Consider the following 18,778-nt stretch of genomic DNA (forward strand, 5'->3'; position numbering starts at 1 on the left):
ATTGTGAATTAATTGAATTTAATTGTTAAGAAGTGAGCAAGATGGTAAAAAAAACATTTGTTTACAATTTTTTTAGATGTTAAATATTTCTAACTCTCAAATATCGAACTCCTTATTTAAAAGATTAATTTGTTCTGGGCGACCTAAAACTACAATCCTAGAACTTGGTTTTAATAGTGTATTAGCTTCTGGGTTTACAATATATTCTCCTTCTGGTGATTTGTAACCTATAATAGTGCATCCTGTTCTTGATCTCATATCAATATCCAGGATGGTTCTTTCTATTTTATCATCAAACATATCTTCAAAAGAAATTTCTTCAATGTTTATAGATTTTTTACCTACAATAGAAAGGTTATCCAAAAATTCTATTAAATCGGGAACCACTACTAATGATGCCATATGATCTCCTCCTATACGATCTGGCATAATAACATTATCTGCTCCTGCTAATCGAATTTTCTTATAAGAAGCATCTTGAGAGGCTCTACTAATTATTTTAAGTTCATTATTAATTTGTCTTGCAGAAAGTACAATAAACAGGTTATCTGCATCTTCTGGTAATGTACATATTAAACAAGCAGCTCTCCTAATACCCGCTTCTGTTAACACTTCATCTTCTGTAGCATTACCTTTTAGAAAAAACAGATTTTCATTTTGATACCTTTCTATTACTGCTTCGTCTTTTTCGATAATAACAAATGGCTTATTGTATGCTAACAATTTGGCAGCAGCTTGTTTACCATTACGGCCATAACCAATTATAATAATATGATTCTCAATATGATGTATCATTTTTTGTGTTTTTCGGTATTGAACTCTTCTAGGGTCATTTTTACTTATAATATACTCTGTTATTACGGATACAGAATATGCAAATATGGCTACACTAGTAGAAATAAGAAATACAGTAAATAGCTTTGCACTATCATCCAACGGTGCAACCTCTCCAAAGCCTACAGTAGACAAAGTAATAACTGTCATGTATAAAGCATCTACCCAGGAATAGTTAGAAAAAAATCGAAACCCCAGTACTCCGATAGCAACTACTATAATTAATAAAATTAATGCAATATATATTTTTGGCACTCCCCATCTATACATCTTTCTCATAGATCAAATACTGAAGTTCGTTTAGTGTAAACCAAATCTTTTAATTTTAACCAAAATGCCAGGTTAAGGTATATTACAAAACCTAAGCCTACAGTAGCAAAGGTTAAATAAATGAAGAACAAACGTACATTTTTAGCACGCATCCCTAACCTATCGGCTAACCTGGAAGAAACATAAAACCCGTTACGTTCTAAAAATTGTCTTAGATTATAAAGCATGTCGCAAAATAATTATATTATCCTAAATTCTATTCACCATTTAATAAATAATTCCCGATTGCACATTTTAAACATGCTTTTTGGTCACAGTATGTATTTTTGAGTTGGATCATAGCTTGAGAATGCATTGCATTTTCAATTGGTACTTTTAAGTCCATAAAATTGCTAATAATGCTGTTTTTTTCAAAAGGTAATTGAGAAATTAATTCAAAAATATCTTCTTCGGAGTTTTGCCCCATACTTCTGGCATAAACAAATTTTATAGGTATAATCGTATTGATCAACAACAAGTCAATAAATGATTTTGTTAGTTTCTTCTTACTTGTCTTTGATTCTTTTTCAAAAGTATAATGGTTTTGCCAAAATTCGCTTGTTTCTACATTAAAAAGAGTATAAAAATCATCTATAGTATTACCATTGATCACTTTACTAAAAAGTTGATGGTTTTTAAAATATAACATTGCCAACTGCGCCAATCGTATGGTTGGAAAATTAGGTGGTCTCAACCTAAAAAAATGTAATGGTTCTACTCCATTGGTATTCAATTTAAATTTATTTTTCAAAAATTGATACTCATTCTTCAGGGTATTGAAATACGGTACTTTTATATCATTCTCTAAGAGACCTGCCTGGCCAAAAAACAAGGCTTCCAATTCTTCCGGGTGATCTGTACATTTTCTAAGTACGGTAAAATCAATTGAATTCGCCAAACTCAAAAAAGCAACTCCATTTGTTTTCAGGCCAAAATTTTTGGCCAGTAGTCTAAACAACACAGCTTCCCAATTGTTTGCAGAGTCCTTTAGAAGTTTCAAAATTAAAGTCGATTTCTTTTCTAGTCGCTCTAAGTACAACCTTTCTTGCCAATTCGACAGCATAAAACCAGAAACTTCTGGAAGTTGCTTGTCACAACCAATCCATTGTTGAGCACTTTTATTAAAGAGTTTTTTATAGCCAATCATTAACTCTTCTCTTACATACTCCTTAAGTTGTAATGTGGGTATAATCGAGTTGTTTTTTCTATAAACTTCTATATCATCTTCCCAAACCACATGAAGAATTACATTATCATATGCAGGATCATTCTCGTGGTTATGAACATACCAATCACTTGATCTGATATGCACCTCTACATTTCCTGCCCATTTCTGACCTTGGATAATGAGTCTTGCATTAAAAAAGTCAGGTCCAGAGTTTTCTATATTATGAGTCCCTACTTGCTGAAGTACAAGCTCCTCATGCCTTGTTGTTTTAAGGTCTACAAACTCAAATTTTTTATATTTCCAAAGGTATTGTAAGAAATCCTCAGTCATATATTCTATATATTATTTATAATTATCAGACCTACCTGTAAACCAACAGGTGGTATTAGCTATTATATATTTCGGGTAGGATAGAAAATAAGGAGAATAGCTTTTCTAAAATTTAGATTATGAAAATACTAAAATTTATTAGAATCTTGTAAGCTCTATCGAATAACATTGACTAATTCTCAAATCAGCATATAAATGACCAATGTTCTAAAGTCTATTTTCATATCTGTTTTCCCTGTAATTGCTCTTTACTTTGCTATTGACAGTGTTATACATCTTATTAATCATGGAGTATCTTATAGATATATAGGACGATTACTAATTTCGTTTTCTATCGCAACACTTTTCATTTTGTTTTTTATAAAACCTGTTGCGCGAACAGATGCCAATCTAAAAAAATACACGCTTCTTATAGCTGTTGGTTTTTTAATTAGCCTACTATTTGGGGGTGTTATCGAACAAGATTTAAATGGATCTCTGCCAGGAATCGGTTTGTTTTTAGGATGGATATTATATATAAGGTGGTATTCTACTTTTAATAATAGAGAACAAAATACGGTTATTAAAGTAGGTAACCGGTTACCAGAACTCGAATTACAGGATCCAGAAAAAAATAGTGTAAACACTTCTAAGTTTATAGGTAGCCCATCAATTTTTCTATTCTATCGCGGAAATTGGTGTCCATTATGTATGGCACAAATCAAAGAAATTGCTTTACAATATAAAGAGCTTGAAAAAAGAAATGTAAACATAGTTCTTATTAGCCCCCAGCCTCATAAGCACACTAAGTCTCTGGCAAAAAAATTCGGATTAGATTTTAATTATTTGGTTGATCAAGGAAATAAAGTTGCTAAACAACTACAAATTTTTTCAAAAAATGGTCTTCCTATGGGTTTCCAGACATTAGGATATAATAGTGATACTGTAATGCCAACGGTAATCATAACGGATAAAGAAGGAAAAATAATCTTTGCTGATCTCACTAATAATTATAGAGTACGACCAGAACCAGAAATATTTTTAAAAATTCTCGACCAACAAAATTTTTAATTTAAAATACTAACATTAGTTAGTACCCCCTAAAAAAAGAAGGTTGAAGTTGCAATAAAGACAAAAAACACAGAACTAACTCCTTTTAAATAGTACGATTACTACTTAATATTCTTAAAATCAAGTTAATTCCTTACAAAAATGTACTATTGGTAAGATTTTATGTATTAATGGAAAACTTAACCACAAATTCATTTCTTTACTTTGCTATGAATTAAAGGGAAAATTAATTCATTCTAAAAATATTAAGATTACAAAACCCTAAGCTAAGTTGAGTTTGTGTTAGGTTATTGATGGTTGCCATTTTTGGCGACCATCTTTATTTTTATACGTATTCAAAAAAATAAGGAAATCAGAATCCAAGCTTTACGTATTACGAATTCATATCAGGGTAAATATCAAACTTATTAAAAAATGCTTTTTTAAATTTAGAAGAATTAGAATAATTAAGCGTATCCATTACTTCACGTATTGATAATCCTTCTCCGATAATCATATTATAAGAAATCTCTAGTCGTTTATTATTAAAAAATTCTAATGGAGTCTGATTATGAATTTCTTTAAACATATTAAAAAAATTCGTGCGACTCATATGTGCCATAGCTGCCAATTGATCAACTCCCACAAAAGGTTCTTTAAGATTATTTTTGAGATAATCACTCACTTTATAAATACTACCAACTTGCCCACAATTGATATTAAAAGGATTACTTTCTGTCTCCCATCTTAATACATCTTTCCAAAAAGTTTCTAATAACCGCACACCTCGAGAAAGAAAATAAAGATAGTTCTCTATCTTGTCAACATCCGGTTGTACAATCTGATCAAAAAGACTTGATTGCTTATAAGAAAGATAAAACTTATTAATATGTTGGTGAGAATAACGAATATAATTATCAAGCTTTTCTGCCATATCGTTATTCTTTATAAAAAAAGGCTTGGTATATGAGCTTTTTAATATAATCATGGTAGATTTAACTTCTGCTCCTTTTGGAATAAAGACTTGTTCTCCTTGTCGAGCATCCATACATCTCATATTACCTGGAGTATAGCTATCAGAATATCGACTTATAATTTGATCTTCTTCTAACTGATGATCTAAAGCATATTTCCTAAAGTGAAGTATAATATCTTTTTCATCGATTGGCCGTCTAACATATTCAATATCTGTATTAGCTTTATAATTGTTTATGATAAGAAAGACCTCTGGAGATATTTTATAATACAATAAATACCCTTCTCCAATTTCAGGAGGAAAATAAATTTGATCAGTAGAACTACCTGGGCTTAATTGAGATCTAAAATAGTCACTTAGTTTGTCAATATCAGAAAAATCAAACAAATATTTACACATACTACCATCATTTTACACTTATCTTTTTTAGTCTATGTAGATGTATTCCTGGCAACTACAAAAAATAAACAGACATAAAAACAACCCCTATATTAGCTTACAAAAAAAGCTAATAGAGGGGAGAATTATTATTTAAATATAAGAATTTATTTTATATGACTAATAACATCATACTTTGTTATGATATGGTGTTTTCCGTTTTCTAACTCAACCAAAACAGCAGAACTTCCATTTTTAATAAGCTTGGATATCTCATCAAGTGAAGTTTTAGCATTTACAATTGGAAAAGAATCTTTCATAACATCTTTGATTGGTGTACTACCCGTATTTTTATCATCCAAAAAAGCAGTAAAAAGAGCACTTTCGTCTACAGAACCAACAAATCCGTCACTATCAACTACTGGTATTTGGGAAATTTTAAATTTACGCATACGCTCGATAGCATGTGATACCAGTTCTTCTGTTTTAACAGTAACCAAAGGTTTTTCTATATGATTTTTTACTAAATCATCGGCTGTATATACTTCTTCATCCAGAAAACCTCTTTCTCGCATCCAATCATCATTAAACATTTTCCCTACATATCTGCTACCATGATCGTGAAATAAGACAACAGCAACATCATCTTTGGTAAAATGTTTTTTTAATTGAAGTAATCCTTTTATAGCTGCTCCTGCACTATTACCCAAAAACATTCCTTCTTCTTTTGCTAGTCTTTGAGTATATACCGCAGCATCTTTATCTGTTACTTTGGTAAATCCATCGATAACTGAAAAATCTACATTTTTTGGTAAAATATCTTCTCCAATACCTTCTGTGATATAAGAATAAATTTCGTTTTCATCAAAAATCCCAGTTTCATGGTATTTTTTAAAAACAGAACCATAGGTATCTATTCCCCAGATTTTAATATTTGGATTTTTTTCTTTTAGATATTTCCCTACACCAGATATAGTACCTCCGGTACCTACTCCAACAATAAAATGTGTTATTTTACCATCAGTTTGTTTCCAAATTTCAGGACCTGTACTTTCATAGTGTGCTTGTGCATTCGAAGGGTTATCATACTGGTTAACATACCATGAATTTGGAGTTTCTTCTGCCAATCTCTTAGAAACCGAATAATATGATCTTGGGTCATCTGGTTCTACATTAGTTGGACAAACCATTACCTTTGCTCCTACTGCTCTAAGGATATCCATTTTTTCCTTAGATTGCTTATCTGCCATTACACAAATCAGTTTATACCCCTTTATGATAGCTACTAATGCTAGCCCCATTCCAGTGTTTCCTGATGTCCCTTCTATAATAGTTCCTCCTGGCTGTAATCGACCATCTGCTTCTGCATCTTCTATCATTTTTAAAGCCATTCGATCCTTTACAGAATTCCCAGGGTTAAAAGTTTCATATTTAGCCAACACTAAAGCATCTACATCTTTCACCAGTGTATTCAATTGGACTAATGGTGTATTACCAATAGTCTCTAGTATGTTTTTTGCGTATTCCACTCGATATAATTTACAACCCCATTGGGTATTTTAACATGGCAAAGATACGACCTAGATTATCGATTGGCAATTTTTAAGAAAGAATAACAAATCATTGAAAACGGATTGACTTTGTCGGTGATATCTTTGCAATAATATATGAAGGGATAAGTAGCATTAACAAACACAATAACATTGTTCCTATATTAAGTAACACAATATATCCTATATCAATATAAACTGGTGCCGTACTTACATAATACGTCTCTGGATTAAGCCCTACAACCCCATATTGCTCTTGTATGAGGAGTAAGCCTATACCGATAAGGTTACCCCAAAACAGTCCTATCAAAATCAAATATGCAGCATTATAAAGAAATACTTTTCTTATACTCCAATCACTAGTTCCTAAAGCTTTTAAGATCCCAATCATAGGAGTTCTCTCAAGGATTAAAACCAACAAGGCAGTAATCATATTGATACCGGCAACCAAAATAATAATCCCAATAATCCCAATAATATTGAGATCGAATAGTTTTAACCATTCGAAGATTGTGGCATATTTTAATGAAATTGTCTGGCTATCCAAGGTAGAAGGAATATTTTCATAAATTTCCTGCCCTTTTTTATCAATTTGATCAAAATCATCTATAAAAACTTCAAAATTACCAACCTCATCTGGTTTCCATTTATTCATTTTTATCACATGTCTGATGTCTGCAAAAAGAAAAGTTTCATCAAACTCTAAAAACCCTGAATTATAAATCCCCACAATCTCAAAAGCTCTAATAAAAGTTTTTGAGTTTGAAGCTGTGTTCTTTTTCAAAAAATATGTGATTACTTTATCTCCAATACTAAACCCTAAACGATTTGCAATATGTGAAGACAACAGAATTTCTTCATTAAGCTCCCCTGTAAAATCGGGTATTTTTCCTTCTACAAGATATTCTTTAAAAGAATCCCAATTGTAATCTTTACCTACTCCTTTAACCACCACACCATCAAAATCAGATGCTGTGCGTATAAGTCCCATTTTGGTTGCTACACCTTGCATATGAACAATTCCTTCAACTTCAGAAAACTCTGGATAGAAGTTTTGATCAGAGGATATAGGTATAAGAGATTCTACACTACTGTTATTATCAAAGCTAGAAATTAATACATGTCCATTAAATGCAGCAACTTTTTCTCTTATTTTGCGTTGTAGTCCTACACCAGTAGCAACCGTAATTAGCATCATGACCATACCAATAGCAATAGCAAAAATTGCAATTTTTATAATTGGAGTCGAAATGCTACTTTTATGTTCCTTACCTTTGATGAGGCGTTTGGCAATAAAATACTCGAAATTCAAGCTTAACTATGGTTTTTGTTAGAAATGCATTCAAAAATACATTTTTATTCCTTTTCATAATTTTTATTTCTTGTGTAAGTGGAATAAAAACAACTTTACCCCCTTCTTCTCTAAAAATTGAAAACTCGATATCTGCGGCATATATTGCTCAAGATACTACAAAAATTCAAGAATCTATAGTAGTTGGGGCCAATCTTACGGATGATTATATTCCGATTTTAGAAAATAAAAAAGTAGCTATCGTAGGAAATCAAACTTCTGTTATTTTTAAAGATAGCACTACTAGTCAAAACTATGTACATCTTGTTGATTCTTTATTGTCTAGAAATATTAAAATTCAGAAAGTTTTTGCCCCAGAGCATGGTTTTAGAGGTAAGGCAGATGCTGGAGAATTAGTAGCTGATAGTAAGGATATTAAAACTGGGCTTCCTATTTTTTCTCTACACGGAAAAAACAAAAAACCATCTAAAGAAGCTTTATCTAATATCGATATCGTTGTTTTTGACATTCAGGATGTAGGAGTTCGCTTTTACACCTATATTTCGACATTACATTATGTAATGCAGGCATGTGCAGAAAATAACATTCCAATTTTGATACTAGATCGCCCTAACCCAAATGCACATTACATTGATGGGCCTACCTTAGAATCTGAGCATTCAAGTTTTTTAGGGGTACATCCAATACCATTAGTTCATGGTATGACTATTGGTGAATATGCAAAAATGGTAAATGGCGAAGGTTGGCTGGGAAAAGATTTAACCTGTGAGATCAATATTATTCCTGTTAAAAACTACACTCATACTGCTTCATATAGTTTACCAATACGACCTTCACCCAATTTACCTAATGATAAAGCTATCAATTTATATCCTAGCCTTGGTTTTTTTGAAGGCACAACCATAAATGCAGGTCGTGGTACCGAAACACAGTTTCAAATTTATGGTTCTCCCGACCTGGTTATAGAAAAATATGATTATGCATATATTCCCAGGCCAAATTTTGGTTCTAAATACCCTAAACATAGAGGAGAAGTATGTTATGGAAAAGATTTAAGAAAAAATGAGGCATTAGATTCTATAAATCTAGAATGGTTAATTAATGCTTATAAGCATACCAAAATCAAAGAAAAGTTTTTTAACACCAAATCATTCACTATTCACGCGGGAACAAAAAAATTACAACAACAAATTGAACAAGGTCTTTCTTTTCGAGAAATTAAAAATACATGGACAGAAGATCTTGAAAAATTTAAGGTTAAAAGAGCGCAGTATCTCATCTATCAATAGCATTAATTAACTCTAAAAAACCCCTATTTTCAGGGATGTCAGTATACAGAAGAATTGATACATTTGTATATGTTAAAATTATTACATCTATCAATTGTGTATGGTATATTCATCCTACCTTTTATCCTGGGAGCACAGGTAGATAAGAGTAGTACTCCATTTATTCCTGAAAAAGAAAGAAGGATAATTAAAGAAATTCAGCTTTTGGTCAATACTCATGGCAAAGAAGAAGAGGCTTATAAAAAAGTTCACCATCAATTCAAGACAAAAGCATTAAAAAGCGGACAATTTAAGGCTGATTTAAACTTGATTCTAACCTCTTATTTTAAAAAGAAAGCTTTAATTGATTCATCTTTCTATTATGCAAAAAGGGTATTGACAATTAAACATTTCAAAAATGACACCATAAAAAAGGAGATTTATGGCTTAACCTATAACATGTTAGGAATACTAAATTCTAAAATAGGCCTTGAAGAAAAATCCAAAAAATGGCATTTAAAAGGAATTAACATTTCGCAAAAATACAATGACAGACGTATCTATTATATTAATTCTTTTGGTCTGGCAAATGCTTATCTATCAGCAAAAGAGTATGATAACTCATTAAATCTTTATAAACAATGTCTAGAATATACAGAAGTTCCAGAAATGGTCTATGGAAGCTATGTCAATATGGCTAATATATATGGTTATTTGGAGAACTATGAAGCAACTATTCAATATCTAACAAAGGCACGTGAAATCTGTGAAAAATCCCAAAGTAATCGTTGTATTAGTATTATTTCAAACAATATAGGAATTACCTATCGAAAACAGGGTAACATGGATCAGGCCTTGATAATGTTTGATGAGGCATTAGAAATTGCAGTCACCCATCAATATCCTGAAATAGAAATCACTGGATATCTAGAAAAAGGTCTTGTACTAAACCATCTAAAAAAACATGAAGAAGCTGAGAAGATTATTCTTTTAGCTTTAAACAAGTCAAAAAAACTTGGATTTTTAAATAATCAAAAAAACATCTATTATAGACTAAAAGAGATATCAATTTCTCAAAATAATTATAAGAAAGCACTTTCTTATGCCGAAAAATTCTATGAGCTTACAGATTCTATTCATTTTTTAGAGAATGATAAAGAAATTAATGAATTAGAAGTAAGGTATCAAACCCTTCAAAAAGAAAAAGAAATAAAAGTCCTACAGGTCGAAAATGCAAATCGAGAATTAGATTTAAGGAATCAAGAAGAAGCTCTCAAAAATCTTAGATTACAACAAGAGATTGAAAAAAGAGAAACTCAGAACAAGATTTTATCATTTCAGAATGCTTCAGAAAAAAAACTTAATGAGATTACATTACTAAAAAAAGATCAAGAGATTCAAGAATCTAAATTAGCCAGACAAAAAAGTATTAAAAATAGTATCTTGTACTCTTTTTTGATTCTTCTTATCCCAGTTATTGGTTTATTATTTACATACTATCAAAAACTTCAGACTCAGAGTGAATTAAATAAAAAACAGGAAGAAATAAGTGAGCAAAAAATTTCTTCTTTAATTAAAGATCAAGAGTTAAAACTAATTAAAGCATCTATTAAAGGTCAGGATAAAGAAAGAAAACGTATTGCGCTAGAGCTACACGATAGCATTGGTGGTAATCTTGCTGCTATAAAATTACAACTAAATAACACTGTGCTTAATGGAAATAAGAAAACAATAATAACTATTAACAATCAATTAGATGACACTTATGAGCAGGTACGTAATTTATCGCATAACTTAATCCCTAAAAAATTTAGTGAAAATAACTTTTGTGATGTACTTGAAGAGTATTTTAATAATATTGGCGGTACGACTAGTCTAAACACTTCTTTTGTAGCATACCCAAGAACAGAAATTGATGTTCTAGACGAAACTTTACAGATCGAAATTTTTAAAATTATTCAGGAACTTATTACCAACACTATTAAACACGCTAAAGCTACTTCTATAGAACTTCAATTAAATCTGGTAGAAAATATAATAAATGTACTATTCGAAGATAATGGTATTGGTTTTAACGCAAAAAACAAGGCTACAGGACTTGGGTTTGAGAATATAAAAAATCGATTAAAAAAAGTATCTGGTACTTTTCATATCGATTCCAGAATTAATCGTGGTACCATTATAGATATAGAAGTCCTGGCATTAACATCAATTAAAGATAAAGTGAGCTACAATCACTAAATCAATCCTAGTCTATCTAATGATAAACAGGATTAGAATTGTGCATAGTAAATTTTATCTAAACCTAATTATAAAAATAATAAACCAATGAAATATAATTTAATCATAGCAGATGACCATAAAATGTTTTTGGATGGTTTACTAAGCATTCTTAACTCAGAAAAAGAATATAATATTTTATTAACTGCCAAAGACGGTAAACATATTGCAAAATACCTGGAAATTAATCCCGATGAAAAAATAGATCTTATTATTACAGATATTTCTATGCCTGAGTTAGATGGTATTTCTCTAAATAAGATTATAAAAGAAAGAAAGAAAAGCATACGAACCTTGGTAGTTAGTATGCATAATGATGCTGACATGATTGATAATCTTATTGAACATGATGTAGATGGGTATGTGCCTAAAAATGCTGAAAAAGAAGAACTTTTAAAAGCTATAAAGACTATACTTAAGGGAGAGAAGTACTTTTCAAAAGAAATAAAAGACATTTATTTAGAAAATAAATTTGCCAAAAAGAAGAAGGAAGATATTAAACTTACACAAAGAGAGATTGATGTTATTACACTTATTGCGCAAGAGTACACCACACAAGAGATCGCCGATCAATTGTTTTTGAGTAAACATACCATCGAAAGTTATAGAAAAAATCTAATTGCTAAACTTAATGTTAGAAATCTGGCTGGATTGACTAAGTATGCTTTAAAAATGAAGTATATAAAATCTTGATAAAAACATATTGATAGACTAATCAATTCGCTATTGAATCTTAGTCTGATTATTATCGTTTATTACTAAACCCATCACCTAAGCGGTAGCTTAGTATAATACCATGTGTATTATTAATAGGAGTATCTCTTAGTGTTTGATTGTAATTATATAATAATCGTAAGTGATTAGAAATATAAAACCCTGCAAGAAAATTTATCGAGGAACTCGTTCTGTATCCAGCACCAATTTCAATTTTATTTTTGTAGTTCACTGTCGTATTAATATCTACCTGAATTGGTGCTCCAGAAACATATTTAGCCAAAACGCTGGGCGTTATTAATACTTCTTCAAAGCGTGTCGCAAAAAAACGATATCCTGTATACGCATAATATGGATTCTCTAAATTAATATTGTCTTCAGAAGACAAAGAATCTCCTAATAAATTAGGTGCAGAAACACCAATATAAATATGCTCTCTATTATACAAAACACCTACCCCCAAAGTAGGGATAACAGTATTGATATTATTTGCAAAATTAGGATCATTCTGAATGCCTAATTCTAATAGATTTTCATTATAAATCATTGCGCCTCCGGTAATTCCAAAAGATAATACGTTAGGGTTATAAGACCACCATCGTGCCTGGTTATAATTGTGGTCAAAAACTATTTTATAGGCATATGCCCCAAACAAGCTTGTAGTTGTAGTTACTCCTACCTGATCACTATACACTCCTGCTCCTAATCCCATATTTTTAGAGCGTAATGGCGAATTCACTGTTAACCCAATATTTCTGGGACTACCATCCAATTGATTTAAATATCCTCTATTTGTGAGGGTAATATCAGAATCGGGGTAGAAACCGGCATGTGCTGGATTAATAACTACTGTATTGTAATTATAATTTGCAAAGACCGGAGTTTGTTGCCCAAATATTGGGCATAAAAATCCTTTAGATAGTATTGCAACTATCAATAATATATATACTTTTTTCATAAATTAACGCTTTAATACAAGGAAACCGGTTTGCTTTTTTAAGTTATGTGAACCTTCTATTTTGATATTAAAGAAATATGTCCCCTCGGGTAATTTATCTCCTCCCAAACTTCTCTTTCGATTAGCAATTCCTCTAAAAACTCTTGATGTATTATTATATCCTTCAACTTCAAAAACTATATCTCCCCATCGATTATATATCGATACTTTATTGTCAGGATAATTTTCAATGTTATAAATCTCCCAATATTCATTGATTCCATCACCATCTGGTGAAAAACCATATCGTGTTTGATCTTCTTCTTGTGCTTCTACATAAACTGTGACTGTATCTTCTTCAATACATCCTAGATCACTTGTAAAAAGAACAGTATAGGTTGTCGTCTGATTTGGGTTTGCTACAGGATTAGCAATATTAGTATTAGTAAGACCTGTTGAAGGTGTCCAAACAAATGTTCCATTATCCGAAGCGGTAGCATTTAACTGTACTTCCTGTCCTTGTATAATTTCTTCATCTTCTCCTGCTTCTATAGTACATATTACAAGGTTGTCATTATCCGTAATAACAACATCTTGCATTGTAGTCGTTCCTAGGATAATACCCGTAGATGGATTACTAATCGTTAGTGTAGCTGTCTCTGTACCTTCTACAAGAGCATCATCTAGAACCATAAAAGTTACTGCACCTGTAGTCATACCATCAGGAATTGTAATCGTACTATTACTTAAGATAAAATCTGAAGGTGTAATTCCTGCTCCTGTGGTAACAAGATCAATAGTTTGAGCGCCTACAACAGCTATCGAAGAAGTGGCGGTGACCGTTATTACTGTACCTACAGCTTCTGTACCTGTATTTGCTGAAACTGAAAGGTTCACTGTAGGGATAGGTGCTGAATCATTATCCGTAATAACAACATCTTGCGTTGTAGTTGTTCCTAAGGTAATACCTGTGGATGGATTGCTAATCGTTAGTGTAGCCGTCTCTGTACCTTCTACAAGAGCATCATCGACAATTGTAAAAGTTACTGTAGCTATGGTCATCCCATCAGGAATAGTAATAGTCGTATTACTTAAGGTAAAATCTGAAGCAGTAATTCCTACTCCTGTGGTAGCAAGATCAATAGTTTGAGCACCTACTACAGCTCCCGAAGAAGTAGCTGTAACTGTTATTACTGTCCCTGCAGCTTCTGTACCTGTATTTGCTGAAACTGAAAGATTTACTGTAGGGATAGGTGCTGAATCATTATCCGTAATAACAACATCTTGCGTTGTAGTTGTTCCTAAGGTAATACCTGTGGATGGATTGCTAATCGTTAATGTTGCCGTTTCTGTACCTTCTACAACAGTATCATCAACAATAGTAAAAGTTACTGTAGCTGTAGTCATCCCATCAGGAATAGTAATCGTACTATTACTTAAGGCAAAATCTGAAGCAGTAATTCCTGCTCCTGCGGCAGCAATATCAATAGTTTGAGCACCTACTACAGCTCCCGAAGAAGTAGCTGTAACTGTTATTACTGTCCCTGCAGCTTCTGTACCTGTATTTGCTGAAACTGAAAGATTCACTGTAGGGATAGGTGCTGAATCATTATCCGTAATAACAACATCTTGCGTTGTAGTTGTTCCTAAGGTAATACCTGTGGATGGATTGCTAATCGTTAATGTTGCCGTTTCTGTACCTTCTACAACAGTATCATCAACAATAGTAAAAGTTACTGTAGCTGTAGTCATCCCATCAGGAATAGTAATCGTACTATTACTTAAGGCAAAATCTGAGGGTGTAATTCCTGCTCCTGCGGCAGCAATATCAATAGTTTGAGCTCCTACAACAGCTATCGAAGAAGTAGCTGTAACTGTTACTACTGTCCCTGCAGTTTCCGTACCTGTATTTGTTGAAACAGAAAGATTTACTATAGGAGTAAGAGTAGGAGTTCTTACTTCAAAACTACACTGAGTTTCTTTCCCACTATTATCGGTTACCGTCATGGTAACTGTTGTATCTGCAGTAAATGGGGTTCCCGCAACAGGGTCTTGAGTAATCTCTAGATTGGTATCACAATCATCGGTAGCATCAACATCACCCGTATAATCAGGTAACGGAGATCCTGAACTTAGTGTTTGATTACCAGGACAAATAGTAATATTTGGTGGATCAATGTCGGGAATGTCTTGACCAAAAATAACAAATATGGTTGGAGCAGGAGCATCTATATCAAAACGAAATGTTACATCATTTGTTCCTATTATAATATCATCTATGTCGTCGTTATTCACATCACCAGCATGGCTTACCGAAATATTTCTTCTGCTTCCTAAATCTAATCTAATAGGCAATACTGAAACCGAAGGAGAAGTTAATGTTATTGTAGATTCCCAATTGTTTTTTCCATAAAGCAAAGAAACTGAATTTCTTTGGCTTAAGATAGCATCATCTATGCCATCATTATTAAAATCTCCGGCATATTCACAATTTGTTATTGAACTTCCATCAAAAGAAAACCCATTAGTCCCATCTAAAAGTGCGAGATCTACAACAGCAGGGAATCCAACACTTCCAAATAGCACGTATTGACCACTAAAAGTCATATCATTGAAGCTGTCTCCATTTATATCTCCTATGCTTCCTACTAATCCTGACAATCTTTCAGAACTGTGTTCAACAGCAAAACCGTTAGTTCCATCTAAACTCGAAACATTTAGTGTTACTGGGAAAGGGCTATCACTTCCAAATACAACAAATTTTCTATCCTTTCTCCCTCCAATAATAACATCATTTATATTATCGCCATTTACATCTCCCAAGCCAGAAACATGATAACCTATTTTACCTGCTGTTACGTTATCTCCTACAATAGTAAAGCCATTAAGTCCATTTATCTCATTTACTCGAATGACTGGAGGAAATGCAGATCTGGTACCATAAAGAATATGACACTTCCCTGTTAAGGCACTACCACTTCCTGAACCTTCTAGCAAAGCTATGTCATCGATGTTATCCCCATTAAAATCTCCTATATTGTCCAGGGCATAACCAGGTCTTTCAAAAGGGTCAACTCCAATAATGGTAAAACCGTTATTTCCATCTAAAGTAGAAATTAAAAACTCTCTTAAAAAACCTGATCTTCTACCAAAAATGATGTATGTATACCCTAACTCTGATCCCAAAGCCGTTTTTCTAAATGGATCACTCACCATAATATCATCGACACCATCTCCATTTACATCTCCCGCACTACTCACCGAAGCACCCGTAGCAGGTTGGCTTGTAAATGGTGTGTCATTCCTAATTATAAAACCATTAGTACCATCTAAAAGAGCTAAATCAATATTTGGAGGAAAACCAGAACTTGTTCCAAATACTACATATGCAGAACCATCCATTGTCATTCTCTCATTATTATAGGGACCATCAAAAGCTGTATCTGTACCCGTCGCTCCAATAATAAAATCTTGTATTCCATCACCATTTACATCTCCTGCAGTATCTACATCTAGGTTTTCTCCACCACCAGCTCGTCCCATTGCCATTTCCCCATATACTACAATACCATTATTCCCATTAAGATCACTAACTGGAAAAGAAGCTGTATTACACTCTATAGTAGATGTTGTTGTTTTAATAGTTACCAAAAAATTACAGGAATTTGTATTTCCTGATTTATCAGTCACAAAGACAGTAACATTGGTATCACTGGTTATTATGGTTCCCTGAGGTGGGTTTTGAGTAAAGGTAAGTTCTCCTTGGTAAGTACAATTATCGTTGGTGTCAATCAGAAACGAAACATAATTTGGTAATACCGAATTAGAATATAATTCTTGATTTGAAGGACAACTTATTGTTGGAAGTTCGGTATCTATAAGATCAAAAGTTTCTCCATAAAAAACATAGGCTCTTCCGTTAGTAGTTGCACTAGTATACCTCCGAATTGCTCCAACAACAAAATCTGAGGCGCCATCATCATTAAAATCTCCTAAAGTACTTACTGAATAACCAAAACGCTGTCTACTAAACCGAGTATCTTCAAAAACCTGATAACCAATGACTCCATCTATATCATCTGCCTCTATTACCCCTGAATGAGAGTTTGAACCAAAAAGAATGTATGCTCCTCCTTGATGACCGGCTCCTCCACCTGTTGCAGAAACTATAATATCGGTAATTCCATCATTATTTACATCATTCAATCCATCTACAGCATAACCTAAATTGTTATAACCAGAACCAATAAAGGGTTCATATCCTTCATCACCTCTAATAGTTACACTGTTTGTGTTATTTAAATCTGAAATTCTAAACGAAGATGGAAATACATTTTTTCCATACACAACATAGGCTTCTCCAATATCTCTAAGAGTATTAACATCTTTTCTAGGAGCACCTGCTATAAAATCTTTAACTCCATCATTATTGAAGTCCTCTGCTGTACTCACTGAAAAACCTAAAGCTGCACCTTCTTCTTCTCCCAGAATAGAAAATCCATTACTTCCATTTAGTGAAGACAAGTCAATCGAAGCAGAGAAACCAATATTATTTCCATAAATAACACATATTCTACCCGCATCTCGAGTTCCTCCCTCATCATATCTTGGGAAACCTAAGATAATATCATCAAATCCATCACCATTGATATCTCCAGCATCACTTACTTTAGTTTCATAACCCGAATCATTTTGTGTTAAACCTTCTAATACAAAGCCATTCATTCCATTTAATACCGAAACACTCATATTATTAATAGATGAATTTCCAAAAATTACGTAGGAACGTCCAGAATTTCTAAATCCACCATCATACAAAGGTGCGTTAATTACTACATCATCCTTTCCATCATCATTAATATCTCCAGCGTAACTAACAGAATTACCAAATTGAGTTGCAGTCACATCAGATTCTATAATAATTCCATTAGTTCCATTAATATTAGATTCGAGATATAATGGTAAAAACCCAGAGTTAGTTCCATAAATAATGATAGCCTTTCCTAAACCTGTAGAAGAAATGACTCCTATTATGATATCATCAAATCCGTCATCGTTAAAATCTCCAGCTCTACTTACTGATCTACCCAATCGATCGTTCTGATTTGTTCCTCTTATTACAAAACCATTAGTGCCGTCCAGAGTTGTTAAATCAAAAGAAGTAAGAGATATACCTGATTCTCCAAATATGACATAAGCTTCACCTACATCTTCTACAACACCATCAACAAATGGGGCTCCTATAATAATATCAGCAATACCATCCCTATTTAAATCCCCTGCATCTTTTACTGAATAACCTAAATCATCTTGTGAATTTAAGCCTTCAATTACCAAACCATTAGCACCATCTAAAATAGATATTGGTACGTCTGGACATCCCTGTCCATAGGACATAAAAACACTCCCCAATACCATTAAATATAAGGTAAACATCTTTACACTAAACTCTAATTTTCCTGTAAACTGAATCATACTATTTCTCATCCTTAAAAAAAAATGTTTATGACAAAACTATATTTTCCATTAGGATTAATACTCACTATAAGTAGGGTTTTACCATATGCAAATACCCCCCTGTTTTCAGGGTGCATATTTTCACCAGAAAAGGTGTATTTCTCAGCAATTGTATCTCTCATCTTTGTACTGTGCTTTTTGGTCTTCAAAACATGTATCAAAAAAATAGATATAAG

At 32.6% G+C, this 18,778-nt stretch carries 12 protein-coding genes; 4 read left to right on the forward strand and 8 right to left on the reverse strand.

The window, feature by feature from the left end:
* Positions 1-96 precede the first annotated feature (96 nt).
* Genes DG435_RS19900 through DG435_RS19910 form a run of 3 tightly spaced genes read right to left on the reverse strand, consistent with a single transcriptional unit; the run spans position 97 to position 2,641 of the window.
* Complete coding sequence (locus DG435_RS19900; protein WP_106792242.1) at positions 97-1,113, reverse strand: TrkA family potassium uptake protein; 1,017 nt, start codon at positions 1,111-1,113, stop codon at positions 97-99.
* Positions 1,110-1,331, reverse strand: coding sequence for a PspC family transcriptional regulator (locus DG435_RS19905; protein ID WP_024768898.1), 222 nt, complete (start codon positions 1,329-1,331; stop codon positions 1,110-1,112). The genes DG435_RS19900 and DG435_RS19905 overlap by 4 nt, the downstream gene beginning before the upstream one ends.
* Before the next feature lie 29 nt (positions 1,332-1,360).
* Positions 1,361-2,641 (reverse strand): DUF2851 family protein, encoded by a 1,281-nt coding sequence (locus DG435_RS19910; protein WP_106792241.1) that lies wholly within the window; start codon positions 2,639-2,641, stop codon positions 1,361-1,363.
* Positions 2,642-2,836: 195 nt separating this feature from the next.
* On the opposite strand from DG435_RS19910, the gene DG435_RS19915 reads away from it, so the two are divergent.
* Positions 2,837-3,691, forward strand: a complete 855-nt coding sequence (locus DG435_RS19915) for a peroxiredoxin family protein (protein ID WP_106792240.1) — start codon at positions 2,837-2,839, stop codon at positions 3,689-3,691.
* Between the two features lie 373 nt (positions 3,692-4,064).
* On the opposite strand, the gene DG435_RS19920 is transcribed toward DG435_RS19915, so the two are convergent.
* From DG435_RS19920 to DG435_RS19930, 3 genes are all read right to left on the reverse strand, one after another.
* Positions 4,065-5,045, reverse strand: coding sequence for an AraC family transcriptional regulator (locus tag DG435_RS19920; RefSeq protein ID WP_106792239.1), 981 nt, complete (start codon positions 5,043-5,045; stop codon positions 4,065-4,067).
* A 146-nt stretch (positions 5,046-5,191) separates the two neighbouring features.
* Positions 5,192-6,553: a pyridoxal-phosphate dependent enzyme gene (locus DG435_RS19925; RefSeq protein WP_106792238.1), complete on the reverse strand. Its 1,362-nt coding sequence runs from the start codon at positions 6,551-6,553 to the stop codon at positions 5,192-5,194.
* 91 nt (positions 6,554-6,644) lie between these two features.
* Positions 6,645-7,886 (reverse strand): ABC transporter permease, encoded by a 1,242-nt coding sequence (locus DG435_RS19930; RefSeq protein WP_106792237.1) that lies wholly within the window; start codon positions 7,884-7,886, stop codon positions 6,645-6,647.
* A gap of 8 nt (positions 7,887-7,894) precedes the next feature.
* Between DG435_RS19930 and DG435_RS19935 the strand changes: the two genes are divergently transcribed.
* The 3 genes from DG435_RS19935 to DG435_RS19945 all read left to right on the forward strand — a co-directional run bounded on the left by DG435_RS19935 (position 7,895) and on the right by DG435_RS19945 (position 12,127).
* On the forward strand, positions 7,895-9,175 hold the full coding sequence (locus DG435_RS19935; RefSeq protein ID WP_106792236.1) for an exo-beta-N-acetylmuramidase NamZ domain-containing protein: 1,281 nt from the start codon (positions 7,895-7,897) through the stop codon (positions 9,173-9,175).
* 69 nt (positions 9,176-9,244) lie between these two features.
* The gene (locus DG435_RS19940) at positions 9,245-11,395 is read left to right on the forward strand and encodes a tetratricopeptide repeat-containing sensor histidine kinase (RefSeq protein WP_108840658.1); all 2,151 of its coding nucleotides are present in this window, start codon (positions 9,245-9,247) and stop codon (positions 11,393-11,395) included.
* 87 nt (positions 11,396-11,482) lie between these two features.
* Positions 11,483-12,127 carry a response regulator transcription factor gene (locus DG435_RS19945; protein WP_106795169.1) on the forward strand — a complete coding sequence of 215 codons (645 nt, stop codon included), beginning with the start codon at positions 11,483-11,485 and terminating at the stop codon, positions 12,125-12,127.
* A 52-nt stretch (positions 12,128-12,179) separates the two neighbouring features.
* Here the strand turns inward: DG435_RS19945 and DG435_RS19950 are convergent, their stop codons facing one another.
* Together DG435_RS19950 and DG435_RS19955 are read right to left on the reverse strand one after the other, a co-directional pair.
* Positions 12,180-13,106: a type IX secretion system membrane protein PorP/SprF gene (locus tag DG435_RS19950; RefSeq protein WP_106795168.1), complete on the reverse strand. Its 927-nt coding sequence runs from the start codon at positions 13,104-13,106 to the stop codon at positions 12,180-12,182.
* A gap of 3 nt (positions 13,107-13,109) precedes the next feature.
* Positions 13,110-18,572 carry a gliding motility-associated C-terminal domain-containing protein gene (locus DG435_RS19955; RefSeq protein WP_108840659.1) on the reverse strand — a complete coding sequence of 1,821 codons (5,463 nt, stop codon included), beginning with the start codon at positions 18,570-18,572 and terminating at the stop codon, positions 13,110-13,112.
* Between the last annotated feature and the right edge of the window lie 206 nt (positions 18,573-18,778).

Origin of the sequence: Aquimarina sp. Aq78, assembly GCF_900299525.1 — a bacterium.
Taxonomy (GTDB): domain Bacteria; phylum Bacteroidota; class Bacteroidia; order Flavobacteriales; family Flavobacteriaceae; genus Aquimarina.

Coding starts and splice junctions, on each gene's coding strand:
- DG435_RS19900 (WP_106792242.1), bottom strand. CDS start 1,113: ATGAGAAAGATGTATAGATGGGGAGTGCCAAAAATATATATTGCATTA.
- DG435_RS19905 (WP_024768898.1), bottom strand. CDS start 1,331: ATGCTTTATAATCTAAGACAATTTTTAGAACGTAACGGGTTTTATGTT.
- DG435_RS19910 (WP_106792241.1), bottom strand. CDS start 2,641: ATGACTGAGGATTTCTTACAATACCTTTGGAAATATAAAAAATTTGAG.
- DG435_RS19915 (WP_106792240.1), top strand. CDS start 2,837: ATGACCAATGTTCTAAAGTCTATTTTCATATCTGTTTTCCCTGTAATT.
- DG435_RS19920 (WP_106792239.1), bottom strand. CDS start 5,045: ATGTGTAAATATTTGTTTGATTTTTCTGATATTGACAAACTAAGTGAC.
- DG435_RS19935 (WP_106792236.1), top strand. CDS start 7,895: ATGGTTTTTGTTAGAAATGCATTCAAAAATACATTTTTATTCCTTTTC.
- DG435_RS19940 (WP_108840658.1), top strand. CDS start 9,245: ATGTTAAAATTATTACATCTATCAATTGTGTATGGTATATTCATCCTA.
- DG435_RS19945 (WP_106795169.1), top strand. CDS start 11,483: ATGAAATATAATTTAATCATAGCAGATGACCATAAAATGTTTTTGGAT.
- DG435_RS19950 (WP_106795168.1), bottom strand. CDS start 13,106: ATGAAAAAAGTATATATATTATTGATAGTTGCAATACTATCTAAAGGA.
- DG435_RS19955 (WP_108840659.1), bottom strand. CDS start 18,572: ATGAGAAATAGTATGATTCAGTTTACAGGAAAATTAGAGTTTAGTGTA.